Consider the following 16,031-nt stretch of genomic DNA (forward strand, 5'->3'; position numbering starts at 1 on the left):
GCGGTGATTACCGTTCGTGCCTTCATCGTCACTGGTCGCCCGTACGCTGCGGAAGAGGCCAGGTGTTGCCTGGCGCTCCAGGCAACGGTGAGGGGTGACGGGGTCGAAGTGGTTGACGGGGAACGGGAGTCGGGGCGGGTTGCACTCGGCCGGACGCTGAGGTTCCTGCGCGAGCAGGCGGGTAAGTCGCTCGGTCAGTTGTCCGAGGACACGGGGTACGACAAGAGCTACTTGAGCCGCCTGGAGAAGGGGGAGCGGCTCTCCAAGCGGGCGGTCATGGAGGACCTGGACAGCTACTACGGGTCCGGTGACCTGCTGGTTCGTGAGTGGCGGGACGCGCGCAGGGAGGTCATCAAGGACAAGTACAGGGCGTTCATGGACCTTGAGGCCACGGCCCAGATCATGTGGATGTTCCAACTGCGCGTGCCGGGTCTCTTGCAGACCGAGGACTACGCCCGAGCGGTGTTGTCAGGGTTGTCTGGCGCGCAGACAACGGCAGGCAACAGTGAGGAAGTCGAGGAACAGGTGGCCGCGCGAATGGGGCGGCAGGAGTTGCTCTTCCGCGAGTCGGCGCCGGACGTACGCGTGATCCTGGACGAGGCGGCTCTGCGGCGGCCCGTTCCTGACGCGAAGGTGTGGGCAGAGCAGTTGTCACACCTCCTGGATGCGGCCGAGTTGCCGAACGTCGCGATCCAGGTACTGCCCTTCGCGGTCGGGGTACACGACCTCATGGATAGCCACCTCTGGCTCTTCTGGCAGCGCGTCGGCGATCCAGTTGCCTGGACGGAGGGCAACGGTTTTGGTGCGCTGATCCAGGATCCGGACAAGGTTCTGCACTTCCGTTTGTCCTACGATCGCGTCAGGGACGCGGCGCTGACTCCCGTGGAGTCGACGGCGTTCATCAAGCGCCTTCTGGAGGAGTGCAGAGAATGAACCGAGCCCCTGACCTCACCACCGCCGTGTGGCGCAAGTCGTCCTACAGCGACGGTGGTGGAACGAACTGCGTCGAAGTCGCCGACGACCACCCCGGCACCGTCCCCGTCCGCGACAGCAAGCAGTCGGACGGCCCGATACTCGTGTTCGGCGCAAGCCCCTGGGCGTCGTTCCTCGCCTGCGTCAAGGAGGAGAGCTCGGCGAACATCGCCGGGTGACTCGGGTGTCCGTGAAGTGATCGGCGTCGACATCAGCGACGCAAGGGGGACCGTCCCCAAGGACCGCTCGAGCGAACCTCCGCGCGTTGTATCTGTCGAGGGAAAGTGTTCGCTCGATCGAATGGTTGGGGGCGTCGAGGCGTGTCGTGAGGGTGGAGCGGGACAGGTTGTTGGGCGTCCCAACGACCAGTCGAAGGAGCACACCATGCATGTACGCCGATCCATGGCCGCGGCCACCAGTACGGCCGTGGCCTCCCCAAGCCGCCGGCGGTGGCGCCGTACGGCCGTCGCCACAGCCGCGATGTGTGCCGCGCTGAGTGGCGTCCTGGGCACTGCGACTCCCGCCGCCGCTGAGGTGTCCGGCGGCACCGGAGAGGTCCGCAACGCGAGCACCGGCCGGCACATCGGCACCTACGGCAACTACGGTCAGGTGCTTGCCGCGTTCACCGATGCGAACTGGCAGCTCTCCTCCGACAAGAGCTGGACCTTCACTCCGCGCGAGTACGGCAGGTACTACAGCATCCAGAGCACCACGAAGGGAACCTGCTGGACCTACAGTCCGAAGCCGGCAGCCGGTGGCGACTGGGATCGCTACGGCCCATGGGTCGTCACCCTGTCGCCGTGCAGCCCGACCGCCACGAACCAGCAGTTCCAGCTGCGGTCGGGGCCCTACTGGGCGCCGGGCGGGACGGTCTCCATTCACCCCCGGGATGACATCTCCACGGTCCTGAGGCGGACCAGCACCCCGCTCGGTGACGCCGGGACCTGGAACGCGCTGAGCCTGGAGAGCCCCCAGCACACCAACGACGAGTACTGGACGGTGCCGGTCGCTCCCAACGTCTAGTTGGTGATCCCGCAACCCTCCGGCACGTCCTCCTGACGTCAGGGCAATGCCGGGACCTCCGGTGCCGGAGCAAGACCGCGCTCCGGCACCGGAAGTGAGACATCTGTGGCAAACCGTCGACGGCAGGGAAGCCGCTTCTCCCGGCGGGTGCCGGGTCACGTCCGACACTCGTGTTTGGCGCGAACCCCCGGGCGTCGCTCCTCACGTACGTCACGAAGTAACGGTCGGGGCCGGCAGATTCTCTCGACTCACCTCGCCCAACTCGGCTTCCAGACCTCCCCCTCCGTAAGAAGCGGGCGCGTCGCCAACAGATGGTCGCGCAGGGCTGCCAGGCCCGGATGCGGATTGTCCGTGTGCCAGAGGAGGGAGTGCGGGTAGACCGGGATCGGGTCGCACACGGGCACGAGGCGCAGGTCGTGGTCGGCCGGCCAGACGAGCGGGGTTCGTTCACTGAGGAAGGTCGCCAGGGTCGAGGAGCCGGCGATGGTGTCGAGGAGGGCCTCGACACCGAAGTTGGGGCCGATCGTGTCGATGGCCGGGCCGAAGGTCTCGGCGAGTTCGTCGTAGTAGGCGGACCACTCCGTGCCGGGTGCGTTGCCCGGCATCCAGATCCGGTGCCCGGCCAGTTGCGCGGGTGTCACCGAGGCGGCTCGGGCGAACTCGTGGTCGGGGCCGACGCACAGCCGGAGCGGTTCGTCCAGGACGGGGACGGCCTCGATGCCGTCGGGGAGCCGATGCCCGGGCATGGTGACGGCACGGAACGTGGCGTCGACGGCTCCGTCCCGCACGGCGGCCACCGCCGTATCCGCGTCGAAGAGCGTGACGACGTCCAGGGCGATCTCCGGATGCGCCCGGTGGAAGTCCCGTACCAGTCCGGCCGTGGCGACCCGGCGCCCCAGGACGTCCACCCGCAGCGCGCGTTCCCCGGGGCGCACGGCTGCCACCGCCCGCTCCTCCGCCTGGAGCAGGGCCCGGGCGTGCGGCAGGAGCACCTGCCCGTCGATGGTGAGCTCCGCTCCACGCGGCGTACGCACCAGCAGCCGCACCCCCAGGTCCTTCTCCAGCGCGGCGATCCGCTTGGAGACCGCCTGCTGGGTGAGCGACAGGTCAACGGCGGCCTTCTGGAACTGCCCGGCATCGGCGATCGCCACGAAGGCTCGTACGGCTTTGAGGTCCACGGCGACATCCTAGATTTACAACCGACAGTTGTCTTCCAAGCCGACTGGTTGTTTGATCGAGCGAGCTCACACCCGGTTTCATGCGGAGAATGCCGAGCTCTTTCGCCCATCTGCACAACCACACGGAATACTCCATGCTCGACGGCGCACAGAAGCTGAAGCCGATGTTCGCCGAGGTCGCGCGGCAGGGCATGCCCGCGATCGCGATGAGCGACCACGGGAACATGTTCGGGGCCTATGAGTTCGCGCAGACCGCGAAGGGCTTCGAGGCCGTCAAGCCGGTCATCGGGATCGAGGCGTATGTGGCGCCCTCCTCCCGGTTCTCGCGGCGGCAGGAGTTCTGGGGGCCGGGCGGGCGTCGGGCCGTCGGTGAGGACGGAGAGGGGTCGAAGGACGTCTCCGGCGGCGGCCGGTTCACGCACATGACCATGTGGGCCCATGACGCCCGGGGGCTGCGGAACCTGTTCCGGCTCAGCACGCAGGCCAGTTACGAGGGCCAGTTCCCGGCCGGGAAGCCGCGCATGGACCGGGAGCTGATCGCCGAGCGGCCCGACGGCATCATCGCGACCACCGGCTGCCCCTCCGGCGAGATCCAGACGCGTCTGCGGCTCGGGCAGTACGACGAGGCCAGGGCCGCCGCGGGCGCCTACCAGGAGATCTTCGGCCGGGAGAACTACTTCCTGGAGCTGATGGACCACGGCCTGGCCATCGAACGCGACGTCCGCGACGGGCTGCTGCGTCTCGCCCGCGGGCTGGGCATCCCGCTCCTGGCCACCAACGACGCCCACTACGTCACCGAGGACCAGGCCGACGCCCACGACAACCTGCTGTGCATCGGCGTCGGCAAGAACAAGGACGACCCGCGCCGCTTCCGCTTCAGCGGCTCCGGCTACTACCTGAAATCGGCCGCCGAGATGCGCGCCCTCTTCGCCGACCTGCCCGAGGCCTGCGACAACACCCTGCTGATCGCCGAGCGCGTCGGGTCGTACGACGAGGTCTTCGACCATGTCGACGAGATGCCGCTGTTCCCGGACGTGCCGGAGGGCGAGACACAGGAGTCGTGGCTGCGGAAGGAGGTCCTGAAGGGACTGGCCCTGCGGTACGGGGATCCGGTGCCGGCGCACGTTCTGGAGCGGTTCGAGACCGAGATGTCGGTCATCGGGCCGATGGGCTTCAGCTCGTACTTCCTCGTCGTGGCGGACATCTGCCGGTACGCCCGCGAGAACCGCATCCCGCTCGGCCCGGGCCGCGGGTCGGCCACCGGCTCCCTCGTCGCGTACGCGACCCGCATCACCGAGCTGTGCCCGCTGGAACACGGGCTGCTCTTCGAGCGGTTCCTCAACCCCGAGCGCATCAACCCGCCCGACGTCGACCTCGACTTCGACGACCGGCAGCGCGACCGGATGGTCCGCTACGTCATCGACAAGTACGGCGACGAGTACACGGCCCTGGTGAACACCTTCGGCAGGATCAAGGCCAAGAACGCCATCAAGGACTCCGCGCGCATCCTGGGCTATCCCTTCGCCCACGGCGAGCGCATCACCAAGGCGCTCCCGCCCGACCAGAACGGCAAACCCGCCCCGCTGGACGCCGTCTTCGACTCCTCCCACCCGCGTTATCCGGAGGCCGGCGAGATCCGGCAGCTGTACGAGAGCGAGCCGGACGTGCGGCGGGTGATCGACACGGCCCGGGGCGTGGAGGGCCTGACGCGCGGCACCGGTGTGCACGCCGCCGCGGTGATCCTTTCCAAGACGCGGCTGACCGACCGCATCCCGCTGCATCTGCGGGCCTTGGACGGCGCGCGCATCACCGGCTTCGACTACCCGTCGTGCGAGGCGATGGGCCTGGTGAAGATGGACTTCCTGGGGCTGCGGAACCTGGGCGTCATCGACCAGGCCATCGCCAACGTCCGGGAGAACCGGGGCATCCGGCCGGCCACCGTCGACCCCGGCGACGGCGACCCGGACACGGTCGTCATCCCGCTGGACGACGCCCGCACCTACCGGCTGCTCGCCGAGGCCAACACGCTCGGCGTCTTCCAGCTCGACTCCGGCGGCATGCGCGCCCTGCTCAAGGCGATGGCCCCCACCCGGTTCGAGGACATCGCCGCCGCCAACGCCCTGTACCGGCCCGGCCCGATGGCCGCCAACGCGCACACCAACTACGCCCTGCGCCAGAACGGCAAGCAGGCAGCGACCCCGATCCACCCGGAGCTGGAGGAAGCCCTCGACCCGATCCTCGGCTCCACCCACCATCTGCTGGTCTACCAGGAACAGATCATGGCCATCGCCCGGCAGCTCGCCGGTTACACCCTGGGCGGCGCGGACATGCTGCGCCGGGCGATGGGCAAGAAGAAACCCGAGGTGCTGGCCGCCGAGTGGGAGAAGTTCCACGGCGGCATGACGGCGAACGGCTACTCCGACGAGGCGGTCAAGGCCCTCTGGGACGTGATGCTGCCGTTCTCCGGCTACGCCTTCAACAAGTCCCACACGGCCGGCTACGGCCTCGTCTCCTACTGGACCGCCTACCTCAAGGCCAACTACCCCGCCGAGTACATGGCCGCGCTGCTCACCTCGGTCGGCGACGACAAGGACAAGGCCGCGCTCTACCTCGCCGACGCCCGCGCGAACGGCGTCCGGGTGCTGCCGCCCGACATCAACGAGTCGGTGGCGGAGTTCACCGCGATCGGCGACGACGTACGGTTCGGGCTGCGGTCCGTGCGCAACGTCGGCGACAACGTCATCGAGGCCGTCATCGACGCCCGCCGCCACAACGGGCGGTTCACCTCCTTCTCCGACTTCCTGCACAAGGCCGGCCTGCCCGCCCTGAACAAGCGGGCGGTGGAGTCACTGATCAAGGCGGGCGCCTTCGATTCGCTCGGGCACTCCCGCAAGGGCCTGACCGCCGTGCACGAGGCCGCCGTCGACGCGGTCATCCCGGTGAAGAAGGCCGCGAGCTTCGGCCAGGACGACCTGTTCGCCGGACTGGGCGCGGCCGAGGAGGCCGGTCCCGCCTTCGGTCTCGACTTCCCCGTGGGCGAGGAGGAGTGGCCTCGCCGCCAACTGCTGTCGACCGAGCGGGAGATGCTGGGCCTGTACGTCTCCGCCCACCCGCTGGACGGTGCCGAACGGATCCTCGCCGCCGCCCGTGACTGCTCCATCGCCGAACTCCTCGCCTCCGGCCGCACCTCCGGGGAGGTACGGCTGTCCGGGCTGATCACCGGTGTGCAGCGCAAGGTGACCAAGCAGGGCAACGCCTGGGCCGTCGTACAGCTCACGGACCGGGACGCCGGCATCGAGGTGCTGTTCTTCCCCGCCGTCTACCAGCTCGTCCAGCACGCGCTCACCGAGGACGACGTCGTCTGCGTACGCGGCAGGATCGAGGACCGCGACGGCACACTGAGCCTCTTCGGCAAGGAACTCGCCGTGCTGGACGTGTCGCCTGCCGAGCACGGCGGCAGGCCCCCGGTCCACCTCGCCCTGCCCGCGCACCGCATCACCCGGCAGTCCGTGAGCGAACTGCGGCGGATCCTCACCGACCACCCCGGCGACACCCCCGTCCGCCTCCGGGTCCGCGGCTCCCGCACGACCACCGTCTACGCCCTGGACACCACGGTGAACCCCGCCACCATCGCCTCCGACGTGAAGGGCACCTTCGGGGCGGACGCCTGGGTGGGCCTCGCGTGACCCCGCTGGTCTGCGCCCGCTGCGCGGCCCCGGCCCTGCTGTCCGCCCGCTACCCGCACACCTGGCACAACACCGCCGGAGCCCCGGTCGAGGGCCTCAAGGAGACGGTCCTGTGCGGCACCTGCGACACGGACGATCCCGCGGCCGGACGGCTGCTGGCCCTGCTCGCCGAGGACGGCCCGCCACAGCAGGCCCGGCTCGCGGGGCTCATCACGGACTGGCTGACCGCCGTCCGCCACCGCGCCCCCGACCCCACCGCCCTCGCCGAGGAAGAGGCCCGCTGGCGGACCGGTCGCCTGTAGCCGCCCCACGCCCGGCGCCACGTCAGCGGCCCACCGGCACGGTGGCGGACCGGTGACCTGTAGCCCCCGTGTCCGGCATCCCGTCACCGGCTCACCGCCACACGCTGGGACACGGCCGGACCGATGCCCCGCAGGACAGGTCACCCGCCGGGCGCCACACGCCCGGACCCCACCCGGACCAACGGCCTCCGACCAGCCACCCAGAGCCAGCACCTGGCACCACACGCCAGGCCACAACCGGACCGACGCCCCGCAGACCAGCTCACCCACCCAGCACCCCACGCCCGAACACAACCGGGCCAACGACCTCCGACCACCTCACCCACCCGGCGCCACACGCCACGACCACCGCCGCAACGGCTCCACCACCCCCACCGCTCCCACGAGCACGGCCCCCGCCAGCACCACCGCCCACCGGTCGTGCGCCGCCGCCCACCGGTCGTCCTCCACCGGCACGAACAGCGCCCACCTCCCGGGCCAGAACAGCATGACCAGTACCGCCGAGGTCAGCAGGCCGGCCGCGACCCGCGGTCCGGGGCGCGTGACGTCGCTGAACCGCACCGCGACCGCCGCACCGGCCACCGCCAGGGCGAACGCCGCCCCGGCCTCCAGCGTGATGTCGGCGACCGGGGGCCGTAGGTCCGGCGGCACGAGCAGCAGTGCCGCGGTCCACCAGGCCGCCGCGGCCGGGACGACGAGGACCACTCGCAGCGCGACGCGGACCGGGCGCGGGGTCGGCACGGTGGCCGTGGTGTGCCGGGCCGGGTCGTCCAGGAGGAACACCAGGCCCATCGCGAAGGCCAGGACCGCGCCCCGCAGCAGGTGCAGGGAGAGCCGTTCGCCCGTCTCACCGGTGATCCGGGTGAGCGCGGCGAGGAGGAGTCCCGCCACGCCGGCCGTGCCGACCGCGCCCAGGGGCAGGGTCCGGCAGACGGGGAGGATCAACTGCCGTGTCAGTCCAGACACTTGTCGTCCCCCTCGGGCGCGCGCACGCCCAGCAACTGCGCCGCCCGGGCGGCCGTCACCTTCGGCGCGGTCAGCTCGGCCCACTGGGACTTCACGCGCGCGGTGACCTCGCCCCGGGGCCGGTCGAGCAGCTCGCGCAGGACCTCCGTCTGGGCGGCCGTCATGTACATCCCGTCCGTCGCCTGGAGCACGAGGGCCGAGCCGGTCACGCTGTCGTCGAGGCGGACGCGGCGCAGGGCCGCCATCGGGTCGGACTCCCAGCCCAGGGCCAGCCACATGACGGTGACCATGCGGCCGTCGCACATCGAGGTCGACGCCTTCTCGTTCCCCGCGACCAGCACACCGGCCACGGCCGCCGAGAACTCGGGGACGCGGTTTCCGCCCCACTCGGTGCCCACGGTCACCTCATGCGGACGCTCCAGGGGCATCAGCACACCCTGGCCGGAGGGCCCGTAACGGGCCTCGACCCGCTGCCGTACGACGACCTTCTGCTCATGGGCGCTGCCCCCGGCCAGGGACCGCACCCGGTCCACGACCCCGGCCCAGTCCGCGACCCGCGGTCCCCACTCGGGGAACGCGCAGTACGTCGACCCGTCCCGCCGGACACAGGAGTGCACTTGGTCCGGGTTCACCGTGGCCCGCTCCCGGGCCTTGACCAGCTCGGGCGAGTCGCCGCCCGTCTGCGCGACCCCGCCCACCAGCGTCATGGCCACCGCCCCGGCGACCCCGGCCATCACCACCGGCTTACGGCCACCGGCGACCAGCACCGCCACCAGGCCCGCGCACAGCGCCAGCCCGGCCAGATACAGCGCGTGCCACGCGGCGGGCCTGCCCAGCAGATCGGACGGCAGTGTGCCGACGGTCGGGTCGACGACCACCGGCATGAACCACCGGATCCCGCCGTCGCTCATGCCGCCCGTGAAGAAGAGGAAAAAGGACAGGAAGAACACCACCGTCAGCGGGCCGGCGAGAGCCGACGTCACCAGCCCGGCCATGAGCAGCCCGACCAGCCCGGACAGCAACACGGTCAGCGGTCCCACGAGCAGTTCGGCCACCGAGCCGTACCCGATCGCCCCGGGCCTGAGCGCCTCCCGGCCGAACTGCGCGGCCACGCACACGGCGGTGAGCAGGGCCGCGGCCACGACCGACAGCGCGTGGGCGACCGTACGCCGCCACGGTGGGAGGACCAGCACCGCGAAGTGCTGCTCCGTGCCGTGCCGTCGCGAGCGCAGCGCGGCGAGGTTGACGGACAGCAGGACCGCGAGGCCGACCAGCATCGGCGCGCTCTGGGTGGCGCGGTCGACGTCCTGGAGGGCCGGGTAGCCGTCCCAGTCCTTCCCGCCGCGCCACACGGTCCAGCCGAGGTACACGAGGAAGGCGATGATCACCGGCACTCTCGTCAGCAGCCGGCGCGTCTCGAACAGGGCCAGGGCGAACACGGCGGCCCGGGCACCGCCCGGCTCGGCCCGCAGGGCGGGCCCGACCGGCTTCTCCACCACCGCGGTCATGCCGCCACCTCCACGGCTTCACCGTCGAGGGTGAGCAGGTAACCGTCCTCCAGGGTGGGCTCGACGAGCTCGGCCCCGTCCGGCGGATCCCCCACGTTCCGGAAGGTCCCGGTCCCCGTACGCCACCCCGCCTTGGCACCCGGATCGCGCTCCGTGCTGCTCCACACCCGCCCCGCGGCCCGCGCCGTCAGCTCGGCCGGAGTGCCCTCGAACCGGACCCGGCCGCCGGCCATGACCAGCACCCGGTGACAGAGCATCGCCACGTCCTCCGTCTGGTGGGTGGACAGCAGCACCGTGCGCCCCTCCCCGGCCCCCGCGATCAGCTCCCGGAACCGCATGCGCTGTTCGGGATCCAGCCCGACGGTGGGCTCGTCCAGCACCAGGAAGCCGGGATCACCGACCAGGGCGGCCCCCAGGGCGACCCGCTGCCGCATGCCGCCGGACAGCTTGCGGATCCGCTTGCCCCGCACATCGGCCAGCCCCACCTCGTCGAGCACCCGCCGCACCTCGCGATGCCGGGCGGCCCGGTCGGTCATCTCCTTCAGGATCGCCACGTAGTCGACGAACTCGAAGGCGGTGAAGTCCGGGTGGAACCCCGGCGTCTGCGGCAGATAGCCCAGCCTGCGCCGTACCTCCTGCCTGCCCCGCGCGGTGCCCGGGTCGTGCCCGAGGACGGTGAAGGCGCCCCGGTCGGCCGGCAGGGCCGTGGCGAGGACCCGCAGCAGCGTGGTCTTCCCGGCGCCGTTGGGCCCGAGCAGCCCGGTGACGCCGCCGGTCAGCCGCAGCGACACGTCGTCGAGGGCACGGGTGCCGCCGTAGTGGAGGCTGAGCCCGGAGGCGGACACGGTCGCGGTCATACGGCACGTCCCTGGAAGAGATCGAAACGGTCACGGAAGACAAGGAGCAGCCCGGCGGCGAGCGCGGCGACCAGCGCCGCCACGCCCTGCCCGGCGACGGTGAACGGCGCGAGCGGCACCTCGGGCCCCGCCCGCAGCGCCTCGGCCAGCACCAGCAGCCCGACCCACGCCCCGCCGACCAGCGACGGCGCGAGCACCGGCCCCAGCCGGGGCGTCAGTGCCAGCCCGGTCGCGGTGAGCGCGAGCGCGGGCAGCAGCCAGGCCAGCGCACGCAGCCCGTACTCGGGCAGCGCGAGCGTCGCGAGCCCGTTCAGCCCCAGCACCACGCCCAGCACGGCCATCGTCCGGATCATCAGCAGCCGGAACCCGTGCATCGGCGCGACGACGGCCATCTCGTACGTCGGATCGAGCGCGGGCCCGTACGACAGCGCCACTCCCGCCAGCGGCAGCAGCGGCGCGAGGGCGAGGAACAGCGTGGGGAACTCTCCGCTGTGCGGGGCGTGCCCCGCCCCGACGCTCAGCAGCAGCACGGCGACGACGGCCCCCAGCCACGACCGCCGCAGCACCGGAGCCGCCGCCAGCAGCCGCGCGGTGTGCCCGGCCACCCCGATGCGCACCAGCAGCGACTCCACCACCCCCGCCCGGGGCGCGTCGAGCTCGGCGTCGAGCCGCTCCCACCCCGCGTCGAGCGCGACCGGGTCACTCACCTCGGCGAGCACGCCCCGGCACGCGGCACAGGCGCCCAGGTGCGCGTCGGCGGACCACAGAGCCGGTGCCGCCAGCTCGCCGCGCGCGTAGGCGCGCAGATCCTCTTCAGGCACGTGCCAGCTCATGCCAACGCCTCCCGCAACTGCTTGCGGGCCCGCATCGCCCGCGTCTTGACCGTCCCCGGCGGAATCCCCAGCAGCACGGCGGCCTCCCGGGTCGTCAGGCCGTCGATGACGGTCGCCTGCAACACCGCCCGCAGCTCCGGCGACAGCCGGACCAGCGCGCCGGCGAGGTCCCCGTGCTCCACCCCCGCGAGCACGCGCTCCTCCGCCGACACCTCGTCCCGGTGCCTGAGCCGCGCCAGCGCCTGCCGCAGCCGCCCGCGCGCTCCGTCACCGCGCAGCGCGTCCACCAGCCGCCGCGACCCGATGCGCCACAGCCACCCGGCCACATCGCCCTCCTCCCGGTAGCGGGCCTTGCCCCGCCACACCGCGAGGAACGTCTCCTGCACGACGTCGTCGACGACACCCACGTCGGCGCACCGGCCCCGCAGCCGGGCACGAAGCCACGGCGCGTACCGCCGGTACAGCTCCTCGAAGGCCCGCCGGTCGGCGTCCGCGGCAACGGCCCGCAGCAGCTCCCCGTCGCTTCTCGTATCGCTCACGTCTCCTCATCGGACGACCCCGTTCGACCGGTTCACGAAAGCACGCCCGACTTTCCGGCCGGCACCGAACGCACCCCCGCGATCCGCCCTGCGCTATCCCACACGTCATGTCTCCGTAACCATCGATTCAGACGAGCTTGCGAGGCTCAGCCAATGACTCCCGCCGTGCCAGAGCCTTCACCGCCCCGAGAGGGGCCTGGGAGGAACGGGAACACTCATGTGACGCCCCCGCTCCCTCCCGCGCTTTCCGACGCGCCCGTGATGCTCGCGGCGCGGAAGAATGGGTCCATGAGCCAGCCGAACAACCAGGCACAGGTCCAGCACGCGCAGCCCTCCGTGGGCTCCATAGCAGCCCACCGCCCGCACACCATCGCGGCAGCCGTCTCCGAACTCGAACCCGACATCGACGCCGACCTCGACGCCTACGAGGAGTCGCCGTACGACGGGCCCCAGCTGCCACAGGGCCGTTTCCTCGACCGGGAGCGAAGCTGGCTCGCGTTCAACGAGCGCGTTCTCGAACTCGCCGAGGACCCGAACACGCCCCTGCTGGAGCGGGCCAACTTCCTCGCGATCTTCGCCAGCAACCTGGACGAGTTCTTCATGGTCCGGGTGGCCGGTCTGAAGCGCCGTATCGCCACCGGCGTGGCCACCCGCTCCGCCTCCGGCCTCCAGCCGCGCGAGGTGCTGGAGATGATCTGGGCCCGCTCCCGCGAGCTCATGGCCCGGCACGCCGCCTGCTACCACGAGGACGTCGCCCCCGCACTCGCGGAGGAGGGCATCCACCTGGTCCGCTGGAACGAGCTCCAGGAGAAGGAGCAGGCCCGCCTGTTCACCCTGTTCCGGCACCAGATCTTCCCCGTGCTGACCCCGCTGGCGGTCGACCCGGCCCACCCCTTCCCGTACATCTCGGGCCTGTCCCTGAACCTGGCCGTCGTCGTGCGGAACCCGGTCACGGGCCACAAGCACTTCGCCCGGGTGAAGGTGCCGCCGCTGCTGTCCCGCTTCCTGGAGAGCTCCCCGGGCCGCTACGTCCCCATCGAGGACGTCATCGCCGCCCACCTGGAGGAGCTGTTCCCGGGCATGGAGGTGCTGGAGCACCACGCCTTCCGCCTCACCAGGAACGAGGACCTGGAGGTCGAGGAGGACGACGCCGAGAACCTTCTCCAGGCCCTGGAGAAGGAGCTCATGCGGCGCCGCTTCGGGCCGCCGGTGCGCCTGGAGGTCGAGGAGTCCATCGACCGCGAGGTCCTGGACCTGCTGGTGCGCGAGCTGAAGATCAGCGAGGCCGAGGTGTACCCGCTGCCGGGCCCCCTGGACCTCACGGGCCTGTTCCGGATCGCCTCCCTGGACCGGCCGGAGCTGAAGTACCGCAAGTTCGTCGCCGGCACCCACCGCGACCTCGCCGAGGTCGAGTCGGCGTCCGCGCCGGACATCTTCGCCGCCCTGCGCGAGCGGGACGTCCTGCTGCACCACCCGTACGACTCGTTCTCCACCTCCGTCCAGGCCTTCCTGGAGCAGGCGGCCGGCGACCCGGACGTCCTCGCGATCAAGCAGACCCTGTACCGGACCTCGGGCGACTCCCCCATAGTCGACGCGCTCATCGAGGCCGCCGAGACCGGCAAGCAGGTCCTGGTCCTGGTCGAGATCAAGGCCCGCTTCGACGAGCACGCCAACATCAAGTGGGCGCGCAAGCTGGAGGAGGCCGGCTGCCACGTGGTCTACGGCCTGGTCGGCCTGAAGACCCACTGCAAGCTGTCGCTGGTGGTCCGCCAGGAGGGCGAGACGCTGCGCCGCTACAGCCACGTCGGCACCGGCAACTACCACCCGAAGACGGCCCGCCTCTACGAGGACCTCGGCCTGCTCACGGCCGACCCGCAGGTCGGCGCGGACCTCTCGGACCTCTTCAACCGCCTCTCCGGCTACTCCCGCCGGGAGACCTACCGCCGTCTGCTCGTGGCGCCCAAGTCGCTGCGCGACGGCCTGGTCGCGCGGATCACCAAGGAGATCCAGCACCACCGCGCCGGACGTCCCGCGTACGTCCGTATCAAGGTCAACTCGATGGTCGACGAGGCCGTCATCGACGCCTGCTACCGCGCGGCCCAGGCGGGCGTGCCGGTGGACGTGTGGGTGCGCGGCATCTGCGCGCTGCGCCCGGGCGTGACGGGCCTGTCGGAGAACATCCGGGTCCGCTCCATCCTCGGCCGCTTCCTGGAGCACTCGCGCGTGTTCGCCTTCGGCAACGGCGGCGAGCCCGAGGTGTGGTTCGGCAGCGCCGACATGATGCACCGCAACCTCGACCGCCGGATAGAGGCCCTGGTCCGGGTCACCGACCCGGCGCACCGGGCAGCCCTGAACCGGCTGCTGGAGACCGGCATGTCCGACGCCACCGCCTCCTGGCGCCTCGGCCCGGACGGCGAGTGGACCCGGCATGCGACCAACGCGGACGGCCAGCCCCTGCGCAACGTCCAGGAGATGCTCATAGACGCCCGGAGGCGCCGGCGTGGCACAGCAACACCTTGACCCGACGGACCCCGTGGCAGGCCCCGCCCCCACCGGGGACGCCCTCGCGGGCTACCTGCGGGCCCAGGCCACGGAGTTCCTCCGCGCGCTGCGCCTGCACCGGGAGACCGGTTCCGGGGCGAGCGGCTCGGAGGGGTCCGTCGACGCGGCCCGCGCGCTCCGCCGCTCGGCCCGCCGCATCAGCGCCAGCCTGCACACGTTCCAGCCCCTCCTCGACACGGACTGGTGCGAGGGCATGCGCCCCGAACTGGCCTGGGTCTCAGGCACCCTGGCCATGGAACACGCGTACACGGCACGCTTGGAACGCCTGCTGAGCGCGTTGCACCGCTTGTCGGGGTCTACTGCGTTGCCGGCAAAGACGGCAGGCACAGCAGCCGATGCCGCGGACGTGGCTGCGGGCAGTCGTGCCGCTGGGGCGGCGCCCGTCCCACAGAGAGCGGCACCTCGTCACGCCGAGCTGCGCACCCCCCCGACCCCAGCGCAAGAACGCGGCAACCTCACAGTCGGCGCAGCAAAAGCAGGCGCCCTACTGGACCGCCAGCTAACCCTCGCCCGCACCCGAGCCCACTCCACAGCCCTGCAAGCCCTGGGCTCCAGCCGCTTCCACGCCATCGCGGACAAGGTCGCCGTCCTGGCCAGCGAGGTCCCCCTGACCCGATCCGCGGCCGGCACAGACCTCCGTCCCCTGGCCGCCGCCGCGAAGGACCGCCTCACCGACGCCGTAGCCGCCCTCCCCCTCCTCACCGCGGGCCACCCGTACAACGCCGCCGCGCTCATCCACGGCCTGTCCCCGGACACGGTCCCGCACCCGCAGGACGCCCCCTGGCACCAGGTCCGCCTGCTCCTGCGCCTGCACCGCTACGCCCGCGAAGCGATCCGCGGCGAACCCAACGGCAACTCGGTCGTCGACCTGCGCCTGCTCTCCGCGGGCCAGGCCCTGAACCGCCACCGCGACGCCTCGGAGGCGGCGGCAGCGGCGGCCCAGGCAGCCCGTACCCCTCGTATCGCCCCGGCCACGGCATACGCCCTCGGCGTCCTGCACGCCGACCAGCGGCACGAGGTGGAGGCGGCACGCTTCGCGTTCCAGCAGGCCTGGCAGAAGGAGGCGGTGAGTACCCGGTGAGCTCCGGCTCCCCCGAGGACACCACCGTTCAGGCGGCCGGCTGCGTCCTGTGGCGCCACTCCCCCGTCACCGGCGGGCTGGAGGTCTGCCTCGTGCACCGGCCGAAATACGACGACTGGTCCTGGCCGAAGGGCAAGCTGAAGCGCGGCGAGGAGCCGCTCGCCGGCGCCCTGCGCGAGGTCGCGGAGGAGACGGGCTGCCGGGCCGAGCCGGGCGCCGAGCTGCCCACCCAGCGCTACCTGGTAAACGGCCGCCCCAAGCAGGTCCGCTACTGGGCGGCCAAAGCCATGTCGTGCGCGTTCGCCCCGACGGACGAGGTGGACCGGGTGCTGTGGCTGACACCTGTCGCCGCCCGCGCCCGCCTCACCCAGCCCCACGACCGACCCTTGGTCGACGCGCTGCTCGCCGTGCTGAACCGGCCACGACCCGCCGGAAAACCGGACTGAACCCTTCAGGTCCGGAAAGCGGAACCCGTACGTACTCTCCCCGTAAGCATTCCGTGACCTAACCACACCGTCGGCAGG

General features: G+C 71.5%; 14 protein-coding genes. 8 read left to right on the top strand and 6 right to left on the bottom strand.

What is annotated here, in order from left to right:
* Window positions 1-87 precede the first annotated feature (87 nt).
* The 3 genes from ACIBNA_RS32705 to ACIBNA_RS32715 all read left to right on the top strand — a co-directional run bounded on the left by ACIBNA_RS32705 (window position 88) and on the right by ACIBNA_RS32715 (window position 1,995).
* Entirely contained in the window at window positions 88-933 is an 846-nt protein-coding gene (locus ACIBNA_RS32705) for a helix-turn-helix domain-containing protein (RefSeq protein ID WP_399168846.1), read from the top strand.
* Window positions 930-1,151, top strand: a complete 222-nt coding sequence (locus ACIBNA_RS32710; protein WP_399168798.1) for a DUF397 domain-containing protein — start codon at window positions 930-932, stop codon at window positions 1,149-1,151. Before ACIBNA_RS32705 ends, ACIBNA_RS32710 begins: the two co-directional genes overlap by 4 nt.
* 205 nt (window positions 1,152-1,356) lie before the next feature.
* Window positions 1,357-1,995: a hypothetical protein gene (locus ACIBNA_RS32715; RefSeq protein WP_399168799.1), complete on the top strand. Its 639-nt coding sequence runs from the start codon at window positions 1,357-1,359 to the stop codon at window positions 1,993-1,995.
* 248 nt (window positions 1,996-2,243) lie between these two features.
* Here the strand turns inward: ACIBNA_RS32715 and ACIBNA_RS32720 are convergent, their stop codons facing one another.
* Window positions 2,244-3,173, bottom strand: a complete 930-nt coding sequence (locus tag ACIBNA_RS32720; protein ID WP_399168800.1) for a LysR family transcriptional regulator — start codon at window positions 3,171-3,173, stop codon at window positions 2,244-2,246.
* Window positions 3,174-3,262: 89 nt separating this feature from the next.
* On the opposite strand from ACIBNA_RS32720, the gene dnaE reads away from it, so the two are divergent.
* Both dnaE and ACIBNA_RS32730 read left to right on the top strand, forming a co-directional pair.
* Entirely contained in the window at window positions 3,263-6,859 is a 3,597-nt protein-coding gene (gene dnaE / locus ACIBNA_RS32725; RefSeq protein ID WP_399168801.1) for a DNA polymerase III subunit alpha, read from the top strand.
* Window positions 6,856-7,161, top strand: coding sequence for a DUF6300 family protein (locus tag ACIBNA_RS32730; RefSeq protein ID WP_399168802.1), 306 nt, complete (start codon window positions 6,856-6,858; stop codon window positions 7,159-7,161). Before dnaE ends, ACIBNA_RS32730 begins: the two co-directional genes overlap by 4 nt.
* 318 nt (window positions 7,162-7,479) lie before the next feature.
* Here the strand turns inward: ACIBNA_RS32730 and ACIBNA_RS32735 are convergent, their stop codons facing one another.
* From ACIBNA_RS32735 to ACIBNA_RS32755, 5 genes are read right to left on the bottom strand one after another with little or no spacing between them, the layout of a single operon-like run.
* Entirely contained in the window at window positions 7,480-8,127 is a 648-nt protein-coding gene (locus ACIBNA_RS32735; RefSeq protein ID WP_399168803.1) for an ABC transporter, read from the bottom strand.
* Window positions 8,115-9,635 carry an ABC transporter permease gene (locus ACIBNA_RS32740; RefSeq protein WP_399168804.1) on the bottom strand — a complete coding sequence of 507 codons (1,521 nt, stop codon included), beginning with the start codon at window positions 9,633-9,635 and terminating at the stop codon, window positions 8,115-8,117. The genes ACIBNA_RS32735 and ACIBNA_RS32740 overlap by 13 nt, the downstream gene beginning before the upstream one ends.
* On the bottom strand, window positions 9,632-10,492 hold the full coding sequence (locus ACIBNA_RS32745) for an ABC transporter ATP-binding protein (RefSeq protein WP_399168805.1): 861 nt from the start codon (window positions 10,490-10,492) through the stop codon (window positions 9,632-9,634). The genes ACIBNA_RS32740 and ACIBNA_RS32745 overlap by 4 nt, the downstream gene beginning before the upstream one ends.
* The gene (locus ACIBNA_RS32750) at window positions 10,489-11,325 is read right to left on the bottom strand and encodes a zf-HC2 domain-containing protein (protein ID WP_399168807.1); all 837 of its coding nucleotides are present in this window, start codon (window positions 11,323-11,325) and stop codon (window positions 10,489-10,491) included. The genes ACIBNA_RS32745 and ACIBNA_RS32750 overlap by 4 nt, the downstream gene beginning before the upstream one ends.
* Window positions 11,322-11,864, bottom strand: coding sequence for an RNA polymerase sigma factor (locus tag ACIBNA_RS32755; protein ID WP_399168808.1), 543 nt, complete (start codon window positions 11,862-11,864; stop codon window positions 11,322-11,324). Before ACIBNA_RS32755 ends, ACIBNA_RS32750 begins: the two co-directional genes overlap by 4 nt.
* A gap of 153 nt (window positions 11,865-12,017) precedes the next feature.
* On the opposite strand from ACIBNA_RS32755, the gene ACIBNA_RS32760 reads away from it, so the two are divergent.
* From ACIBNA_RS32760 to ACIBNA_RS32770, 3 genes are read left to right on the top strand one after another with little or no spacing between them, the layout of a single operon-like run.
* The gene (locus ACIBNA_RS32760; protein WP_399168809.1) at window positions 12,018-14,384 is read left to right on the top strand and encodes an RNA degradosome polyphosphate kinase; all 2,367 of its coding nucleotides are present in this window, start codon (window positions 12,018-12,020) and stop codon (window positions 14,382-14,384) included.
* A complete protein-coding gene (locus tag ACIBNA_RS32765) occupies window positions 14,365-15,507 on the top strand; it encodes a CHAD domain-containing protein (RefSeq protein WP_399168810.1) in 1,143 nt (380 codons plus the stop codon). The genes ACIBNA_RS32760 and ACIBNA_RS32765 overlap by 20 nt, the downstream gene beginning before the upstream one ends.
* The gene (locus tag ACIBNA_RS32770; RefSeq protein WP_399168811.1) at window positions 15,504-15,953 is read left to right on the top strand and encodes an NUDIX hydrolase; all 450 of its coding nucleotides are present in this window, start codon (window positions 15,504-15,506) and stop codon (window positions 15,951-15,953) included. Before ACIBNA_RS32765 ends, ACIBNA_RS32770 begins: the two co-directional genes overlap by 4 nt.
* Window positions 15,954-16,031: the final 78 nt, after the last annotated feature.

Source organism: Streptomyces sp. NPDC050164, assembly GCF_044459945.1.
Taxonomy (GTDB): domain Bacteria; phylum Actinomycetota; class Actinomycetes; order Streptomycetales; family Streptomycetaceae; genus Streptomyces; species Streptomyces coeruleorubidus_A.